At 55.3% G+C, this 18,483-nt stretch carries 15 protein-coding genes and 1 pseudogene; 14 read left to right on the top strand and 2 right to left on the bottom strand.

Annotated features, from left to right (window positions below; genetic code table 11):
• Positions 1–11: 11 nt before the first annotated feature.
• Positions 12–1,772, bottom strand: coding sequence for a 30S ribosomal protein S12 methylthiotransferase accessory factor YcaO (gene ycaO / locus B498_RS17825; RefSeq protein WP_008499973.1), 1,761 nt, complete (start codon positions 1,770–1,772; stop codon positions 12–14).
• A gap of 127 nt (positions 1,773–1,899) precedes the next feature.
• On the opposite strand from ycaO, the pseudogene B498_RS0121200 reads away from it, so the two are divergent.
• The 13 genes and pseudogenes from B498_RS0121200 to B498_RS17885 all read left to right on the top strand — a co-directional run bounded on the left by B498_RS0121200 (position 1,900) and on the right by B498_RS17885 (position 16,823).
• Positions 1,900–2,591: pseudogene (locus B498_RS0121200) on the top strand (DUF421 domain-containing protein).
• 162 nt (positions 2,592–2,753) lie between these two features.
• Positions 2,754–3,842 carry a 3-phosphoserine/phosphohydroxythreonine transaminase gene (gene serC / locus B498_RS17830; RefSeq protein WP_021240877.1) on the top strand — a complete coding sequence of 363 codons (1,089 nt, stop codon included), beginning with the start codon at positions 2,754–2,756 and terminating at the stop codon, positions 3,840–3,842.
• 69 nt (positions 3,843–3,911) lie between these two features.
• The gene (aroA, locus tag B498_RS17835) at positions 3,912–5,195 is read left to right on the top strand and encodes a 3-phosphoshikimate 1-carboxyvinyltransferase (RefSeq protein ID WP_008499969.1); all 1,284 of its coding nucleotides are present in this window, start codon (positions 3,912–3,914) and stop codon (positions 5,193–5,195) included.
• A 184-nt stretch (positions 5,196–5,379) separates the two neighbouring features.
• Positions 5,380–6,063 carry a (d)CMP kinase gene (cmk, locus tag B498_RS17840; RefSeq protein ID WP_008499967.1) on the top strand — a complete coding sequence of 228 codons (684 nt, stop codon included), beginning with the start codon at positions 5,380–5,382 and terminating at the stop codon, positions 6,061–6,063.
• A gap of 111 nt (positions 6,064–6,174) precedes the next feature.
• Positions 6,175–7,848, top strand: coding sequence for a 30S ribosomal protein S1 (rpsA, locus tag B498_RS17845; RefSeq protein WP_008499966.1), 1,674 nt, complete (start codon positions 6,175–6,177; stop codon positions 7,846–7,848).
• Positions 7,849–8,018: 170 nt separating this feature from the next.
• Entirely contained in the window at positions 8,019–8,306 is a 288-nt protein-coding gene (gene ihfB, locus B498_RS17850; RefSeq protein WP_008499965.1) for an integration host factor subunit beta, read from the top strand.
• A gap of 213 nt (positions 8,307–8,519) precedes the next feature.
• Entirely contained in the window at positions 8,520–10,784 is a 2,265-nt protein-coding gene (locus B498_RS17855; RefSeq protein WP_008499964.1) for a ComEC family protein, read from the top strand.
• Positions 10,785–10,819: 35 nt separating this feature from the next.
• Complete coding sequence (gene msbA / locus B498_RS17860) at positions 10,820–12,568, top strand: lipid A ABC transporter ATP-binding protein/permease MsbA (RefSeq protein ID WP_008499963.1); 1,749 nt, start codon at positions 10,820–10,822, stop codon at positions 12,566–12,568.
• On the top strand, positions 12,565–13,542 hold the full coding sequence (gene lpxK, locus B498_RS17865) for a tetraacyldisaccharide 4'-kinase (RefSeq protein ID WP_008499962.1): 978 nt from the start codon (positions 12,565–12,567) through the stop codon (positions 13,540–13,542). Before msbA ends, lpxK begins: the two co-directional genes overlap by 4 nt.
• A gap of 44 nt (positions 13,543–13,586) precedes the next feature.
• Complete coding sequence (locus B498_RS17870; protein ID WP_008499961.1) at positions 13,587–14,816, top strand: winged helix-turn-helix domain-containing protein; 1,230 nt, start codon at positions 13,587–13,589, stop codon at positions 14,814–14,816.
• Between the two features lie 45 nt (positions 14,817–14,861).
• Positions 14,862–15,044: a protein YcaR gene (gene ycaR, locus B498_RS17875; protein ID WP_008499960.1), complete on the top strand. Its 183-nt coding sequence runs from the start codon at positions 14,862–14,864 to the stop codon at positions 15,042–15,044.
• Entirely contained in the window at positions 15,041–15,787 is a 747-nt protein-coding gene (gene kdsB / locus B498_RS17880; RefSeq protein ID WP_008499959.1) for a 3-deoxy-manno-octulosonate cytidylyltransferase, read from the top strand. Before ycaR ends, kdsB begins: the two co-directional genes overlap by 4 nt.
• A gap of 142 nt (positions 15,788–15,929) precedes the next feature.
• Positions 15,930–16,823 (top strand): YcbJ family phosphotransferase, encoded by an 894-nt coding sequence (locus B498_RS17885; protein WP_008499958.1) that lies wholly within the window; start codon positions 15,930–15,932, stop codon positions 16,821–16,823.
• Here the strand turns inward: B498_RS17885 and elyC are convergent.
• A complete protein-coding gene (gene elyC, locus B498_RS17890) occupies positions 16,800–17,579 on the bottom strand; it encodes an envelope biogenesis factor ElyC (protein ID WP_008499957.1) in 780 nt (259 codons plus the stop codon). The genes B498_RS17885 and elyC overlap by 24 nt on opposite strands.
• Before the next feature lie 124 nt (positions 17,580–17,703).
• Here elyC and cmoM point away from each other — a divergent pair, with 124 nt between their 5' ends.
• Positions 17,704–18,483 (top strand): tRNA uridine 5-oxyacetic acid(34) methyltransferase CmoM, encoded by a 780-nt coding sequence (cmoM, locus tag B498_RS17895; protein ID WP_008499956.1) that lies wholly within the window; start codon positions 17,704–17,706, stop codon positions 18,481–18,483.

The raw sequence follows: 18,483 nt of genomic DNA, 5'->3' as shown, positions 1-18,483 counted from the left end.
GTTATATGCGCTTATTTTGACCAGTAAGCGGCTTTTGCTTTCTGCAGCTTTTCATAGGCCTTCAGCAGCGACTGATGCGCCGGGAAGGCTTTCAGATCGCTATCAACGGCCTGCAGGCCATAGAACGGCGCTTCGCCGCTCAGTGCTGCGCTGGCTGCTTCAACGGCCTCAGCGCCGTACATACGCACGAAAGCATTCAGATATTGCAGCGGTTCGCGATCCTCTTCCTGTGCAAGCAGCAGCAGGGTTTGCAGGCAGCGGTAATAGTTGGTGCGCTCGGCAGAGAAGACCGACTGGTTGAACTCCATGGTCCACTCGGTCCAGGCCAGGGCCTGATCCAGATCGCCGCCCGCCAGGGCCAGCATCGCTTTCAACTCACCGATGCGCAGGGTGTACCAGCCGTTGTCTTTACCGGTCGCCAGGCCCAGGAGTTCGCGTACGCGGGTGAAATCATCATGGCCTTCTTCGTCCAGCTGGGCGATCAGGTTCAGATAATCCTCTTTCTCCCATTCGCTGCCCGGCAGAGCCAGCAGCGTTTCACGCAGATGCGCGCCCATGCTGTTGTTCGCCAGCCACAGATCTTCCGCCGGATAGATATCAGACATGCCAGGCACGATGATGCGGCACGCGTAAACGCCAAGATGCTCGTAGTCGGCAATGTACACTTCCTGGTCTTCCGCGTTAAAGATCGCCATCAGCGTCGCGAACTCTTCTTCCGTGGTACCGGCAAAGCTCCAGTCCACGAACGGATAGTCCGCGTCCTTCTTGAACATATCCCAGGAAATTAAGCCGCTGGAATCAATGAAGTGAGTTTCGAGGTTGGTATGCTCGGCCACTTCTTCATCGTCAAACGTTGGCGGCGTAAACACGTCGAGATCTTTCAGGCTACGGCCCTGGAGCAGCTCGGTAACGGTACGCTCCAGCGCCACGCCGAAGTCCGGGTGCGCGCCGAAGGAGGCGAAGCAGGTGCCGTTGGTCGGGTTAAACAGCACGACGCAGATCACTGGATACTTGCCGCCCAGCGAGCCGTCATACGCAAAGATTGGGAAACCTTCTGCTTCCAGCTTGGCGATGGATTCCACCACGCCCGGGTAGCGCGCCAGCACCTCTGCCGGAATTTCAGGCAGGCTGATGGATTCGGCAATAATGCGGTTTTTGATATGACGCTCGAAGACTTCAGACAGCCCCTGCACGCGCGCTTCATTGCGGGTGTTACCGGCGGACATGCCGTTAGACACATACAGGTTGCCGACGATGTTCATCGGGATATAGACGGTCTGCTCGTCAGACTGACGGGTAAACGGCAGGGCGCAAATACCGCGATCGTCGTTACCGGACTGCAGATCGATCAGCATGCTGGCGGTCAGTTCGTTTTCCGGATCGTAGAAGGCACGCAGGCGCGCGTCGAGAATTCCTTCCGGCAGTTCATCGTCTTCGGTCAGCGGGAACCATTTTTCGTTCGGATAGTGAACGAACGGGCCGTTGGCGATGGTTTCGCCCAGCCAGAAGTCAGCAAAGAAATAGTTGGTGGACAGACGCTCAAAATACTCACCCAGCGCGGAGGCCAGTGCCGCTTTTTTTGTCGCGCCTTTACCGTTGGTAAAGCACAGGGCACAGTCTTTATCGCGAATATGCACAGACCAGACATGCGGCACCGGATTGAGCCAGGAGGCTTCTTCGATGTTAAAACCCAGGTCGGTCAGTTTCTGCTGGAAGCGAGCGATGGAATCTTCCAGAGCGGCGTCTTTGCCGGGGATAAACGTTTGAGTCATGGCGTTCACTTTTATCGTACGTAAAGCGCGCAATGATACGGGTTTTGCGTGACGGGTGCTATCTCCGGCGAAAATAAAAGACTGGGCTATGCTTATTGTCAGTAACTCACTGTTAAGGCATAGAAAAATGAAAGCATTCGATCTCCAGCGGATGGCGTTTGATAAAGTCCCCCCTGAATTTTTAGGCGAAGTGGCGCTGCGTAGTCTGTATACCTTCGTTCTGGTCTTCCTGTTTCTTAAAATCACCGGTCGTCGCGGCGTGCGGCAGATGTCGCTTTTTGAAGTATTGATCATCCTGACGCTGGGTTCCGCGGCGGGGGATGTCGCCTTCTATGATGATGTGCCGATGGTGCCGGTATTTATCGTTTTTGTCACACTGGCGCTGCTTTACCGCCTTGTCATGTGGCTGATGTCAAAAGTGAAAAGCTGGAAGATCTGCTTGAAGGGAAGCCGGTCGTTATCGTCGAGGACGGTCAGCTGGCCTGGGAAAATGTGCAAAGCGCCAATATGACCGAGTTTGAGTTTTTTATGGAGCTACGCCTCAACAGCGTGGAACAGCTCGGGCAGGTGCGTCTGGCGATCATGGAGACCAACGGGCAGATCAGCGTCTATTACTATTCTGACGATGAGGTGAGGCCGGGACTGTGCATCCTGCCGGATATGCTGGTCGAGCGTTTCAGAACCGTACCTGAGTCAGGCGAGTATGCCTGCGTGAGATGTAGCCATGTCGTCGCGATGCAGCCAGGGGATCGTCAATTATGCCCCCGCTGTGCAAATCCGGAATGGACGAAGGTTAGCCGGGCTAAACGCATCACCTGACAGCCATTTTGTCGGTTTTGTCCTGGCGAGGCGGCAGATTGTTTTGTGTGACGTGGGGCACATTTCACGGGTCATAAGTTTTAGACATTGCGGCGCGTGTCACTGAATGATAAAACCGATATCCACAGTTATAACTTATGGCTTTTAGCGTGGTGAGGGGAAATGGCTCAAGTCTTTAATTTCAGTTCAGGTCCGGCAATGTTACCGGCAGACGTGCTTAAACAGGCTCAACAGGAACTTTGTGACTGGAACGGTCTGGGAACGTCGGTGATGGAAATCAGCCACCGGGGTAAAGAGTTTATTCAGGTGGCGGAAGAGGCAGAAAAGGATTTTCGCGATCTGCTGAATATTCCCTCGAACTACAAAGTATTGTTCTGTCACGGCGGCGGGCGCGGCCAGTTTGCAGGCGTACCGCTAAACATCCTGGGCGATAAAACGACGGCAGACTACGTTGACGCAGGCTACTGGGCGGCCAGTGCGGTGAAAGAAGCGCACAAATACTGCACGCCGAATGTGATTGACGCCAAAGTGACCGTTGACGGCCTGCGCGCCGTGAAGCCAATGAGCGAATGGCAGCTTTCTGATAACGCAGCGTATTTGCACTATTGCCCGAACGAAACCATTGACGGGATTGCCATCGACGAGACGCCGAACTTCGGTAAAGACGTCGTGGTTGCCGCTGACTTCTCCTCCACCATTCTTTCTGCACCAATTGACGTCAGCCGTTATGGCGTGATCTACGCGGGCGCGCAGAAAAATATCGGCCCTGCGGGCCTGACGATTGTTATCGTGCGTGAAGACCTGCTGGGTAAAGCGCATACATCGTGCCCGTCCATTCTTGATTACACCGTGCTGAACGACAACGATTCTATGTTCAACACCCCACCGACGTTTGCCTGGTACCTCTCCGGCCTGGTCTTCAAATGGCTGAAGCAAAACGGCGGCGTGGCGCAGATGGACAAAGTGAATCAGCAGAAAGCCGAACTGCTGTATGGCGTCATCGACAAGAGCGATTTCTACCGCAACGACGTGGCGAAAGCTAACCGTTCCCGCATGAACGTGCCGTTCCAGCTGGCGGATAGCAACCTGGATAAAGTGTTCCTGGAAGAATCCTTCGCGGCCGGCCTGCACGCGCTGAAAGGTCACCGTGTCGTGGGCGGCATGCGTGCCTCCATCTATAACGCGATGCCGCTGGAAGGCGTTAAAGCGCTGACCGATTTCATGATCGACTTCGAACGTCGCCACGGTTAATCGCGCTGTTTTCACCCCCGTAGCCCTGCTGCGGGGTTTTTATTATGTTGAGTTGAGAGTTAAGTTTTCATGGAATCCCTGACGTTACAACCTATCGCGCGGGTAGATGGCACCATTAATCTGCCTGGTTCAAAAAGTGTCTCGAACCGCGCTCTGCTGCTGGCAGCACTGGCAAACGGCACCACCGTCCTTACAAACCTGCTGGACAGCGATGACGTGCGCCATATGCTCAATGCGCTGAAAGCGTTGGGCGTTCATTACACACTCTCTGACGATCGTACCCGCTGCGAAGTGACCGGCAACGGCGGCGCGCTGCAGACGGGTGAAGAGCTTGAGCTGTTTCTGGGCAACGCGGGTACCGCGATGCGTCCGCTGGCGGCGGCCCTGTGTCTTGGGCGCAACAACATTGTGCTGACCGGCGAGCCGCGCATGAAAGAGCGTCCGATTGGCCATCTGGTGGATGCCCTGCGTCAGGGCGGCGCGCAGATCGAGTATCTGGAGCAGGAAAATTATCCGCCACTGCGTCTGCGCGGGGGCTTTACCGGCGGTCACGTCGAGGTTGACGGCAGCGTCTCCAGCCAGTTCCTCACCGCACTGCTGATGACCGCGCCGCTGGCGCCGCAGGATACGGTTATCACGATTAAAGGTGAGCTGGTCTCCAAACCGTATATTGATATCACGCTGCACCTGATGAAAACCTTCGGCGTTGAGGTGGAAAACCAGTCTTATCAGCGTTTTGTCGTGCGTGGGGCGCAGCAGTACCAGTCTCCGGGCAGCTATCTTGTTGAAGGCGACGCCTCGTCGGCATCTTACTTCCTGGCTGCAGGCGCGATCAAAGGCGGTACCGTGAAGGTGACCGGTATTGGTCGCAACAGCGTGCAGGGTGACATTCGTTTTGCGGACGTGCTGGAAAAAATGGGCGCGGTTGTGACCTGGGGTGATGACTTCATTTCCTGTACTCACGGCGAGCTGAAGGCCATCGACATGGACATGAACCATATTCCGGATGCGGCGATGACCATTGCCACGGCGGCGCTGTTTGCAAAAGGCACCACCACGCTGCGTAACATCTACAACTGGCGCGTAAAAGAGACTGACCGTCTGTTTGCGATGGCGACTGAGCTGCGTAAGGTCGGCGCAGAGGTGGAAGAGGGCGAAGACTACATTCGCGTCACGCCTCCTGCAAAACTGCAGGTTGCCGAGATCGGCACCTACAACGATCACCGTATGGCGATGTGCTTCTCGCTGGTGGCACTGTCCGACACGCCTGTGACCATTCTCGATCCGAAATGTACGGCGAAAACGTTCCCGGACTACTTTGAACAGCTGGCACGCATTAGCACGCTGGCCTGATGACGCTTGCCGCATCACCTGATGCGGCATTTCCTTACGCTTCCTGACGAACACTTCCGTTCATTTCTTCTACACTCTGCTTCAATCAATCCGTAATTTGCACGCAAAGGTAACAGTTGCGCACGTTGACGCGTATAATGCGCGGCGTTCATGTAAACGGTATGCCTTATTTAAGGAGAAAAAGATGACGGCAATTGCCCCGGTAATCACCATTGACGGGCCGAGTGGCGCAGGGAAAGGGACTCTGTGCAAAGCGATGGCGGAAGCATTGCAATGGCATCTTTTAGATTCGGGAGCAATCTATCGCGTGCTGGCCCTGGCTGCGCTGCATCATCATGTGGACGTGGCGTCAGAAGAAGCGCTGGTTCCGCTGGCTGCGCATCTTGATGTGCGTTTCGTGTCGACCAATGGCAACCTGGAAGTCATCCTTGAAGGGGAAGACGTGAGCGGGGAAATCCGTACTCAGGAAGTGGCGAATGCGGCCTCTCAGGTAGCGGCCTTCCCGCGCGTTCGTGAGGCGCTGTTACGTCGTCAGCGCGCGTTCCGTGAAGCACCGGGTTTGATCGCGGACGGACGCGATATGGGAACCGTGGTATTCCCTGATGCACCTGTGAAAATTTTCCTTGACGCCTCTTCGGAAGAACGCGCTCAACGCCGCATGCTTCAGTTGCAGGAAAAGGGGTTTAGTGTTAACTTTGATCGCCTTTTATCCGAGATAAAAGAGCGCGATGACCGCGATCGTAACCGCGCCGTCGCCCCACTTGTTCCAGCAGAAGATGCATTAGTTCTGGATTCAACCAGTTTAACTATTGAGCAAGTGATTGAAAAAGCGCTACAATATGCGCGCCAAAAACTGGCACTCGCGTAATCGCGACCGATTTAGCAGTACCCCCGCTGCAATGGATTGACGGCGGGTATGTGAAACAACCCCATCCGGCATGGAGCCAGGTGGACGTTAATATTAACCTGAAGATTAAACATGACTGAATCTTTTGCTCAACTGTTTGAAGAATCCTTAAAAGAAATCGAAACCCGCCCGGGTTCCATCGTTCGCGGTGTTGTTGTTGCTATCGACAAAGACGTAGTACTGGTTGACGCCGGTCTGAAATCTGAGTCCGCCATTCCGGCAGAGCAGTTCAAAAACGCCCAGGGCGAGCTGGAAATCCAGGTTGGCGACGAAGTTGACGTTGCTCTGGACGCAGTAGAAGACGGCTTCGGTGAAACCCTGCTTTCTCGTGAGAAAGCGAAACGTCACGAAGCATGGATCACGCTGGAAAAAGCTTACGAAGAAGCTGAAACTGTGGTCGGTGTTATCAACGGCAAAGTTAAAGGTGGCTTCACTGTTGAGCTGAATGGTATTCGTGCGTTCCTGCCAGGTTCTCTGGTAGACGTTCGTCCAGTTCGTGACACCCTGCACCTGGAAGGCAAAGAGCTTGAGTTCAAAGTAATCAAGCTGGACCAGAAGCGTAACAACGTTGTTGTTTCCCGTCGTGCCGTTATCGAATCCGAAAACAGCGCAGAACGCGATCAGCTGCTGGAAAACCTGCAGGAAGGCATGGAAGTCAAAGGTATCGTTAAGAACCTCACTGACTACGGCGCATTCGTTGACCTGGGCGGCGTTGATGGCCTGCTGCACATCACCGACATGGCGTGGAAACGCGTTAAGCACCCAAGCGAAATCGTGAACGTGGGCGACGAAATCACTGTTAAAGTGCTGAAGTTCGACCGCGAGCGTACTCGTGTATCCCTCGGCCTGAAACAGCTGGGCGAAGATCCATGGGTAGCTATCGCTAAGCGTTACCCAGAAGGGACTAAACTGACTGGTCGCGTAACCAACCTGACTGACTACGGCTGCTTCGTTGAAATCGAAGAAGGCGTTGAAGGTCTGGTGCACGTTTCCGAAATGGACTGGACCAACAAAAACATCCACCCATCCAAAGTTGTTAACGTTGGTGATGTAGTGGAAGTGATGGTTCTGGATATCGACGAAGAACGTCGTCGTATCTCCTTGGGCCTGAAGCAGTGCAAAAACAACCCATGGCAGCAGTTCGCGGAAACCCACAACAAGGGCGACCGTGTTGAAGGTAAAATCAAGTCTATCACTGACTTCGGTATCTTCATCGGCCTGGACGGCGGCATCGATGGCCTGGTTCACCTGTCTGACATCTCCTGGAACGTTGCAGGCGAAGAAGCAGTTCGTGAATACAAAAAAGGCGACGAAATCGCTGCAGTTGTTCTGCAGGTTGACGCAGAGCGTGAGCGTATCTCCCTGGGCGTTAAACAGCTCGCAGAAGATCCGTTCAACAACTGGGTTGCACTGAACAAGAAAGGCGCAATCGTAAACGGTAAAGTCACTGCAGTTGACGCGAAAGGCGCAACCGTAGAACTGGCTGACGGCGTTGAAGGTTACCTGCGCGCTTCTGAAGCTTCCCGTGACCGCGTTGAAGATGCCACTCTGGTTCTGAACGTAGGCGACGACGTTGAAGCTAAGTTCACCGGTGTTGACCGTAAGAACCGTGCAATCAGCCTGTCTGTTCGTGCTAAAGACGAAGCTGATGAGAAAGATGCAATCGCAACTGTTAACAAACAGGAAGATGCAAACTTCTCTAACAACGCAATGGCTGAAGCTTTCAAAGCAGCTAAAGGCGAGTAATATCAGGTTCTCAGCATCATTTGCGCTGTAACGCATTTACAGCGCGAAGGATGAGGAGCAAACTTGACAGATTACAGGATTCGTCCTGTAATCAATAACAAAGGGCGGCTACGGCCGCCCTTGTTTAATGAGCTGTTCAGCTAATTGGTTTGAAAGGAACCGGAGGAATCATGACCAAGTCAGAATTGATTGAAAGACTTGCCAGTCAGCAACCGCATATCCCTGCCAAGGCAGTGGAAGATGCCGTAAAAGAGATGCTGGAGCATATGGCCTCCACTCTTGCCCAGGGCGAGCGCATTGAAATCCGCGGTTTCGGTAGTTTTTCTCTGCACTATCGTGCTCCACGTACCGGGCGTAACCCGAAAACTGGCGATAAAGTCGAGCTGGAAGGTAAGTACGTTCCACACTTTAAGCCGGGTAAAGAACTGCGCGATCGCGCCAATATTTACGGCAACTGAGTTTAGCCAGCCGGTTAAACTGGGTTCGAAAGAAAGCACCTGCGGGTGCTTTTTTTGTACCCGTCGCTTTCTTTCTGAAGGTGCCCCGCATTTTCCGTTTCGTTTTCTGCAACCCGTTAAATACCTTGCTGCGCTTGCCGTAAATCGTATTCTTCACACCTGACGACCGCTCAGCTTGCTTGCATACTGCCACCCTGAAACAGGGAGGTAGCAATGGGAATTCCCGCGCTTAGCATCTGCGCCATTCTGGCGATAGTTCCGTTACTCTGGTTACCTGAACTGCCTTCCCCCTACACCGTGTGGGCAATGTTGGCTGGCGGGATAGTGCTAGCGGTATGGCAAAACAGTCGACTGAGGTATGCGGGTATGACGCTGTTATTTTGTGCCTGGGGCATTTTGGCCGCGCAGGAGAGCGTCTGGCCGATGCAGCATTTAACAACGGGGGCCGTGCAGGCTGAGATAGAGCTCACCGCGACCGACGGCGCCACTCAACATCAGGGAAGCATTCTAAGCGTCAATGGCAAGCGCTGGTGGGCCTCTACCGGCGTAACGCTGTATGGCAATTATCTGCCGCAAAAGGCGTGTGCAGGGCAGCGCTGGAGCGTGACGCTCAGGCTCAGGCCTGCACACGGCGAACTCAACGACGGCGGTTATGATTCTCAGCGCAGCGCTTTTGCCCGACATCAAACGCTGAGCGGGCGCTTCACCCGTGCGGAGATCGTCGACGGGCGCTGCAGCCTGCGAGCGCAATATCTGATGTCGCTGCAAAACCGACTTTCAGCTTACCGATGGGGAGCGGTTATCCTGGGGCTTGGGATGGGAGAACGCCTGGAAGTACCCCGTGAAATAAAAGACCTGATGCGGGAAACCGGCACGTTGCATCTGATGGCGATTTCGGGTCTGCATATCGCGCTGGCAGCCTCTCTCGTCTGGTTACTTGCACGTGGACTCCAGTTTTTATTACCCAGCCACCGCGTCCACTGGAAAATGCCTCTCCTTGCCGGGTTGTTCTTTGCTGCTTTCTACGCCTGGCTTACCGGTCTGCAACCGCCTGCGCTGAGGACGATCATCGCCCTTGCGGTGCTTGCTCTGTTGCGGATTACTGGCCGTCAATGGTCTCCCTGGCAGGTTTGGAGTTGCTGCATCGCGGCGATACTGATTAACGATCCCCTGGCCGTACTTTCGCAGAGTTTGGTTCTGTCAGCCTTTGCCGTCGCCGCGCTGATTTTCTGGTTTCAGTGGCTGCCTCTTACCGACTGGAATTGGACACGACGGATGCGACCGCTACTGAACCTGATTTATCTGCAGGTCGGGATGTTGCTGCTGCTCATGCCGTTACAGGTTCTGATTTTCCATGGCTTCAGCTTCTCCTCCCTGGTCGCGAATCTCTTTGCCGTTCCCCTGGTAACGTTTGTCTCCGTCCCGCTGATCCTGCTCGGTATGCTGCTCCATTTGCTACCGCTGGCTGCGGTAGAAAGTGCCATCTGGTTTGCCGCCGATAAGTCGCTTGCGGGACTCTTCTGGCTACTGATGCGCCTGCCAGATGGCTGGCAGAATGTTGATCAACGCTGGCAAATCATGGCATTACTGCTGTGGTTGAGTATTATTGCCTGGCGTTTTCGTGCCTGGAAAACCGTTCCTGCCATTTGTTTTGCAGGCAGCGTCTTACTGACATTTCCCCTCTGGCGAGCGGAAAAAAGCGAGAGCTGGACGCTGCATATGCTGGACGTGGGGCAGGGGCTGTCCATGGTGATTGAAAGGCAGGGAAAAGCCATTCTCTTTGATACCGGGCTCGCCTGGCCGGGCGGAGACAGCGCGCAGCGGTTAATTATTCCCTGGCTTCGCTGGCATCACCTACGGCCAGAAGGAGTGATTCTCAGTCATGAACACCTCGACCATGCAGGAGGCCTCGCGTCGTTGCAAAAAGCATGGCCGGATATATGGGTAAGAAGTCCGTTACGCAGGACGGGGCACCGCCCTTGTTTTCGTGGGCAAAAATGGGAATGGCAGGGATTAACCTTCACCGTCCATTGGCCTCCTGAAAATTACCCGGCCCAGGGGAATAACCATTCCTGTGTGGTAAAGGTGGACGATGGGGAGCAAAGCGTTCTGCTAACAGGGGACATTGAAGTGCAGGCGGAACAGGCTATGCTTAGCCATTACTGGCGTCATCTGAGCGCCACGCTCATACAGGTCCCCCATCATGGCAGCAATACCTCGTCTTCATTGCCGCTGGTACAGCGGGTGGAAGGACAAATCGCCCTGGATTCTGCGGCCCGCTATAACGCATGGCATTTCCCGTCGGCAAAAGTCGTTCGACGTTATCGAAAAGAGGGGTATATCTGGCACGATACCCCTCATTCAGGACAAATATCGGTGACATTCTCGCAACATCACTGGCAAATCCGGCGCTTGCGAGAGCAAATTTTACCACGTTGGTATCATCAGTGGTTTGGCGCGCCCGTCGATAACGGGTAGAATATGCGGCTATTTCAACAATGCTGGTTTTTTGAATGCATAACGACAAAGATCTCTCCACGTGGCAAACGTTCCGCCGACTCTGGCCGATGATTGCCCCTTTTAAAGCAGGCTTGATCGTGGCGGGTGTAGCGTTAATCCTCAACGCAGCCAGCGATACCTTTATGCTATCGCTTCTCAAACCGTTACTGGACGACGGTTTTGGTAAAACGGATCGCTCAGTGCTGCTATGGATGCCTCTGGTGGTTATCGGACTGATGATCTTACGCGGTATCACCAGCTATATCTCCAGCTACTGCATTTCCTGGGTATCCGGGAAAGTGGTGATGACCATGCGCCGTCGGCTGTTCAGTCACATGATGGGCATGCCGGTTGCGTTCTTTGACAAGCAGTCAACCGGGACGCTGCTGTCGCGGATCACCTACGACTCCGAGCAGGTTGCCTCTTCCTCTTCCAGCGCGCTGATTACGGTTGTGCGCGAGGGCGCGTCGATTATCGGCCTGTTCGTGATGATGTTCTACTACAGCTGGCAGCTGTCGCTCATCCTTATCGTTCTGGCACCTGTGGTTTCTATTGCTATCCGCGTCGTCTCAAAACGCTTCCGTAATATCAGCAAGAATATGCAGAATACGATGGGGCAGGTGACTACCAGCGCAGAGCAGATGCTGAAAGGGCATAAAGAAGTGCTGATTTTTGGTGGTCAGGACGTTGAAACCAAACGCTTTGATAAAGTGAGCAACAAAATGCGTCTGCAGGGGATGAAAATGGTCTCGGCCTCTTCTATCTCCGACCCGATTATTCAGCTGATTGCCTCACTGGCGCTGGCGTTCGTTCTGTATGCGGCAAGCTTCCCGAGCGTCATGGAGACGCTGACGGCGGGTACCATCACCGTGGTCTTCTCCTCAATGATCGCCCTGATGCGTCCGCTGAAATCACTGACAAACGTCAACGCCCAGTTCCAGCGTGGGATGGCGGCCTGTCAGACCCTTTTCAGCATTCTGGATTCCGAACAGGAAAAAGATGAAGGCAAACGCGTCATTGAGCGCGCGAACGGCGACGTTGAGTTCCGCAATGTGACCTTTACCTATCCTGGCCGCGAAACACCGGCTCTGCGCAATATCAACCTGACCATTCCGGCGGGGAAAACCGTTGCGCTGGTAGGCCGTTCCGGCTCGGGTAAATCGACCATTGCCAGCCTGATCACCCGTTTCTACGACATTGACGAAGGTGAAATTCTGTTAGACGGTCACGATCTGCGGGAGTATACCCTGCAGTCGCTCCGTAACCAGGTGGCGCTGGTCTCCCAGAACGTGCACCTGTTCAACGATACCGTGGCAAACAATATTGCTTATGCACGCACTGAAGAGTACAGCCGCGAGCAGATTGAGAACGCCGCACGTATGGCCTACGCCATGGACTTTATCAACAAGATGGATAACGGTCTGGATACCATCATCGGCGAGAACGGTGTACTGCTCTCCGGTGGGCAGCGTCAGCGTATCGCCATTGCCCGAGCGCTGCTGCGCGACAGCCCGATCCTAATCCTGGACGAAGCGACCTCTGCGCTGGATACGGAATCTGAACGCGCGATTCAGTCGGCGCTGGATGAGCTGCAAAAGAACCGCACCTCGCTGGTGATTGCACACCGTCTGTCGACTATCGAGCAGGCTGATGAAATCGTCGTGGTTGAGGATGGGGTCATTGTTGAACGCGGAAGCCATGCTGATCTGCTGGAACACCGCGGCGTTTACGCTCAGCTTCATAAGATGCAGTTCGGCGAATGATTGCACGCATCTGGTCCGGTGAATCCCCGCTGTGGCTGCTGCTTTTGCCGCTCTCCTGGCTCTACGGCCTGGTGAGCGGCATTATCCGTCTGCTTTATCGTCTTGGGGTGAAGCGGGCCTGGCGCGCGCCGGTGCCCGTTGTGGTTGTCGGTAATCTTACGGCGGGCGGCAACGGCAAAACGCCGGTGGTGATCTGGCTGGTGGAGCAGTTGCAAAAGCGCGGTATACGCCCGGGCGTGGTATCGCGGGGATATGGTGGTAAAGCGGCGCATTACCCGCTGTTGCTGACAGCGGAAACCACGACGGCTGAAGCGGGTGATGAACCGGTATTGATTTTCCAGCGTACTGGCGCCCCTGTTGCGGTCTCCCCGGTGCGCAGCGATGCCGTCCGGGCCCTGCTTGCCGAACATGCGGTACAGATCATTATCACTGACGATGGTCTGCAGCATTATGCCCTGGCGCGAGATAAAGAGATTGTGGTCATCGACGGGGTTCGCCGTTTTGGGAACGGCTGGTGGTTACCTGCCGGACCCATGCGCGAACGCGCTTCGCGTCTGACGTCCGTGGATGCGGTGATCGTGAACGGTGGTGAGGCGAAAACGGGTGAAATCCCGATGCACCTGCAGCCGGGTCTGGCAATCAACCTGGTGACGGGTGAACGCCGGTCGGTTTCAGAGTTGCCTTCACTGGTAGCGATGGCGGGCATTGGTCATCCGCCGCGCTTCTTCGCGACGCTGGAACAGTGTGGTGCCCGGCTGGAAAAACGCGTTCCGCTGGCCGACCACCAGGCGCTGGTGGAAGGGCAGGTCGCTGCCCTGACCGTACCCGGGCAGTCGCTGATCATGACCGAAAAAGATGCGGTGAAATGCCGCGCCTTTGCGAAAGATAACTGGTGGTATCTGCCGGTTGACGCCGAACTCAGCGGTGAGCAGCCGGAACATTTGCTCAAGGAACTGATTGCGTTGGTGCACTAAAGGCTTACGCGGTTCTGGTGGCGCTTTGACTGACAGGAAAACGCATGTCTTTACCGCAACTCTCGCTCTCAGCCGCACGTAATCTCCACCTTGCCGCGCAGGGGCTGCTCAAAAAGCCCCGCCGCCGCGCGCAGCCTGCCGATATTCTCTCTACCGTACAGCGCATGTCGCTACTCCAGATCGACACCATTAATATTGTGGCACGTAGCCCTTACCTGGTGCTGTTCAGCCGCCTGGGGAGCTATCCTTCTCAGTGGCTGGATGAGGCGCTCAGCAAGGGGGAGTTGATGGAGTACTGGGCGCACGAAGCCTGCTTCCTTCCCCGCAGCGATTTTGCCCTTGTGCGTCACCGTATGCTTGCGCCGGAAAAGATGGGCTGGAAATACCGGCAGGCGTGGATGCAGGAACATGCGGCTGAAATAGAGCAGCTCATCGCGCATATTCAGGAAAACGGTCCTGTACGCTCCGCCGATTTTGAACACCCGCGCAAAGGTACAAGCGGCTGGTGGGAGTGGAAGCCGCACAAGCGTCATCTCGAAGGCCTGTTTACCTCAGGCAAAGTCATGGTGATTGAGCGGCGTAATTTTCAACGCGTCTACGACCTCACGCATCGCGTGATGCCCCACTGGGACGACGAGCGCGACCTGCTTACTCAGGAGGCGGCCGAGGCCATTATGTTAGAAAACAGCGCCCGCAGCCTGGGGATTTTTCGCTCGCAATGGCTGGCAGATTATTATCGCCTGCGCCAGCCCGCGCTGAAACCGCTGCTGGACATGTGGCAACGCGAACAGCGCGTCATTCCCGTTACCGTGGAAACGCTGGGCGAAATGTGGCTACATGCGGATCTCCTCCCGCTATTGCCTCAGGCCCTGGAGGGGAAACTGCAGGCGACCCACAGCGCAGTATTGTCGCCTTTCGACCCGGTCGTCTGGGACAGAAAATGCGCCGAGCAACTCTTTGATTTCAGCTACCGGCTGGAATGTTATACCCCGGCCCCAAAGCGCCAGTATGGCTACTTTGTTTTACCGCTCCTGCATAAGGGGCAGCTGGTCGGGCGCATGGATGCCAAAATGCACCGCAAGACCGGCACGCTTGAAATCATTGCGCTTTATTTGCAAGAGGGCGTGAGGGTGACGGCGAGCCTGGAAAAAGGGTTAACGTCCGCCATTAGCGAATTCGCGCGCTGGCAGGGGGCCGACGACGTGACGCTGGGCCAGGTACCTGACGGATTGTTTACATCCTGTCGAAGTGGCTGGGAAACAGGCACGCCCTGAAAAAGGAATGTGTTAAGCTTTAGCGATTACCCATACGGAGGAACTATGGATCACCGTTTACTTGAAATTATTGCCTGCCCGGTATGCAACGGCAAACTCTACTACAGCCAGGACAAACAAGAGCTCATTTGCAAGCTGGACAGCCTGGCTTTCCCGCTGCGTGACGATATTCCGGTATTGCTGGAAAACGAAGCCCGTTCCCTGGTGGCAGAAGAGAGCAAACCATGAGTTTTGTTGTCATTATTCCTGCGCGTTACGCTTCAACCCGTCTGCCGGGTAAACCGCTGGTGGATATCAATGGCAAGCCGATGATCGTGCATGTCCTTGAACGTGCGCGTGAATCCGGTGCTGACCGCGTGATTGTTGCCACCGATCATCCGGATGTCGCTCGTGCGGTTGAGGCGGCAGGCGGTGAGGTATGCATGACCCGCGCAGATCACCAGTCCGGCACCGAGCGTCTGGCGGAAGTGGTTGAGAAATGCGGTTTCAGTGATGATACGGTTATCGTAAACGTGCAGGGTGACGAGCCGATGATCCCCGCTGTCATTATCCGTCAGGTGGCCGAAAACCTGGCGCAGCGTCAGGTCGGAATGGCCACGCTGGCGGTACCCATTCATCATGCAGAAGAAGCTTTCAACCCGAATGCGGTGAAGGTCGTCATGGATGCGGAAGGCTATGCGCTCTATTTCTCCCGTGCCACGATCCCGTGGGATCGCGATCGCTTTGCGCTTTCTAAAGAGACCATCGGTGATACCTTCCTGCGTCATATTGGGATCTACGGCTATCGCGCCGGCTTTATTCGCCGTTATGTGGCCTGGGCCCCGAGTCCGCTGGAGCATATCGAAATGCTGGAGCAGCTCCGCGTGCTCTGGTACGGCGAGAAAATTCACGTTGCCGTTGCTGAGGAAGTCCCCGGCACGGGCGTAGACACCCCTGAAGATCTTGAGCGCGTTCGCGCTGAATTGCGTTAATCTTACCGGCATCTCTCCGTTGGGAGAGATGCACTCTCCGGTTTATTTTTCACTTTCTTTTTCCTGATTGATCTCTTCCGGGTGACATCTTCATTAAGGACGCTCATTATAAAAGCAGTAGTCTTAATGGGGGTAATCTCATATGGAACAGCTGCGTGCCGAACTTAGCCATCTGCTGGGTGAAAAGTTAAGCCGGGTCGAATGCGTGAGTGAAAAAGCCGATACCGCGCTCTGGTCGTTGTACGACAGTGAGGGTAATCCAATGCCGCTGATGGCACGGAGTTTCACGTCACCCGGCGTTGCCAGGCAGCTTGCATGGAAAATGTCGATGCTGGCGCGGGAGGGAACCGTGCGTATGCCGACGGTGTACGGCGTGATGACCCATGAGGAACACCCCGGCCCGGACGTACTGCTGATTGAACGTTTACGTGGTGTACCCGTTGAAGCGCCCGCGCGAACGCCGGAACGCTGGGAACAGCTAAAAGACCAGATTGTCGAGGCGCTGCTGGCGTGGCACCGTCAGGATAGCCGCGGACTTGTCGGGCCGGTCGACAGCACTCAGGAAAATCTCTGGCCGCTGTGGTATCGCCAGCGGGTTGAAGTGCTGTGGGGAACGCTTAACCAGTTCAACAATACCGGTTTAACCATGCAGGACAAACGTATTCTCTTTCGCACCCGGGAGTGTTTACCGGCACTGTTCGAAGGTTTTAACGATAACTGCGTGCTGATCCACGGTAACTTCACCCTGCGCAGTATGCTGAAAGACCCCCGCAGCGATCAGCTTCTGGCGATGGTGGGGCCGGGGATCATGCTCTGGGCTCCGCGCGAATATGAGCTGTTCAGGCTCAGCGACAGCGGGGCGGCGGAAGGTTTACTGTGGCATTACCTTCAACGCGCCCCCGTTGCGGAAGCGTTTCTCTGGCGGCGCTGGCTCTACCTGCTCTGGGACGAAGTTGCGCAGCTGGTTAACACCGGACGCTTTAATCGCGCAAACTTCGATCTGGCGACCAAATCACTCTTGCCCTGGCTCGCCTGAGGAACCTTTCAGCCACTGCCAGAGGCGTCCGAGCGTCTCATAACCAACGCGATCGCTATGCATCAGCCACATCGGGGAGGGGATTACCCGCTCCCACGGATTAAGCGGCGCGTCGATGGCCATCTGGTTCGCCGGTGCGGGAAGCGGGTGCAGGCCCTGTTTTTCAAAGAAAATCATCGCGCGTGGCAGGTGCGAGGCGGAGGTCACCAGTAAGAACGGGGCTTCACCAATCGCCTGCTTGACTGCGGCGGCCTCTTCCTCGGTATCTTTCGGGCTGTCCAGAGTGATAATGGAGGAGCGCGGTACGCCGAGTGATTCCGCGACCCGGGCGCCCGCTTCCGCCGTACTCACCGGGTTCGTTTTGGCCGCCGCGCCGGTGAAGATCATTTTTGATCCCGGATTCGCCAGCCAGAGGCGAATGCCTTCGTTTAGCCGCGGCAGGCTGTTGTTGATCAGGTTTGAGCTGGGGGCCCAGTCAGGATCCCAGGTATATCCGCCGCCCAGCACCACGATGTACGCCACTTTCTGATTTCCCTGCCATGTCGGGTACCTGTTTTCGATGGGGCGTAACAGACCATCAGCCACCGGCTGCAGGCTCAGCAGCAGCAGGACCAACCAGCCGAACGTGATCAGCGTTTTGCCACTCTTCTGAAAGCGACTGAACCACACCAGCGCCAGCCCCAGCGCGATGATGATGAGCAGCAGCGGAAGGGGAAGCATCATCCCTCCAATGTATTTCTTAAGGGTAAAAAGCATCCTTTTTGGTTCCTTTTTTGACCATATAGCAGGTGATTGACGGTGATATTACACCAGAGAGGTTCATTCTCCGCGTGGGTGTGACAAAATAGCGGTTTTGCAGTTAGCGAGTGGAACTCTCCCAATGCGGGATCGCAATTTTGATGACATCGCGGAAAAGTTTTCGCGCAACATTTATGGCACCACGAAAGGGCAGCTCCGTCAGACGATCCTCTGGCAGGATCTGGACACCATTCTGGCTACCTTTGGTGGTCAAACGTTGCGCGTGCTGGATGCCGGAGGCGGTGAAGGGCAGACGGCCATAAAAATGGCGGAACGCGGTCATCACGTCACGCTTTGCGATCTTTCTGCTGAAATGGTCGCCCGCGCGACGCGTGCGGCAGAAGAGAAAGGTGTGAGCGACAACATGCATTTTATACAATGCGCCGCTCAGGACATCGCACAGCATTTGGAAACCCAGGTTGATCTGATATTGTTTCATGCGGTGCTGGAGTGGGTTGCCGATCCGCTAAGCGTGTTACAAACCCTGTGGTCGATGTTGCGCCCGGGCGGCACGCTGTCGTTGATGTTCTACAATGCTAACGGCTTCCTGATGCACAACATGGTTGCGGGAAACTTCGACTATGTTCAGGTCGGGATGCCCAAAAAGAAAAAACGCACGCTTTCCCCGGACTATCCGCGCGATCCACAGCAGGTCTATGGCTGGCTGGAAGCGATTGGCTGGCAGATTGTCGGGAAGACGGGCGTCAGGGTGTTTCATGATTATCTGCGTGAAAAACACAAACAGCGTGACTGTTTTGACACCTTAACAGAATTGGAAACGCGGTATTGCCGCCAGGAGCCTTTTGTCAGCCTTGGCCGCTATATTCACGTCACCGCGCACAAGCCGCAGATGCAAGGATAA

This window comes from Enterobacter sp. SST3, assembly GCF_000286655.1.
Lineage (GTDB): Bacteria > Pseudomonadota > Gammaproteobacteria > Enterobacterales > Enterobacteriaceae > Enterobacter > Enterobacter roggenkampii.
This window is presented reverse-complemented; position numbering and strand designations above follow the sequence as displayed.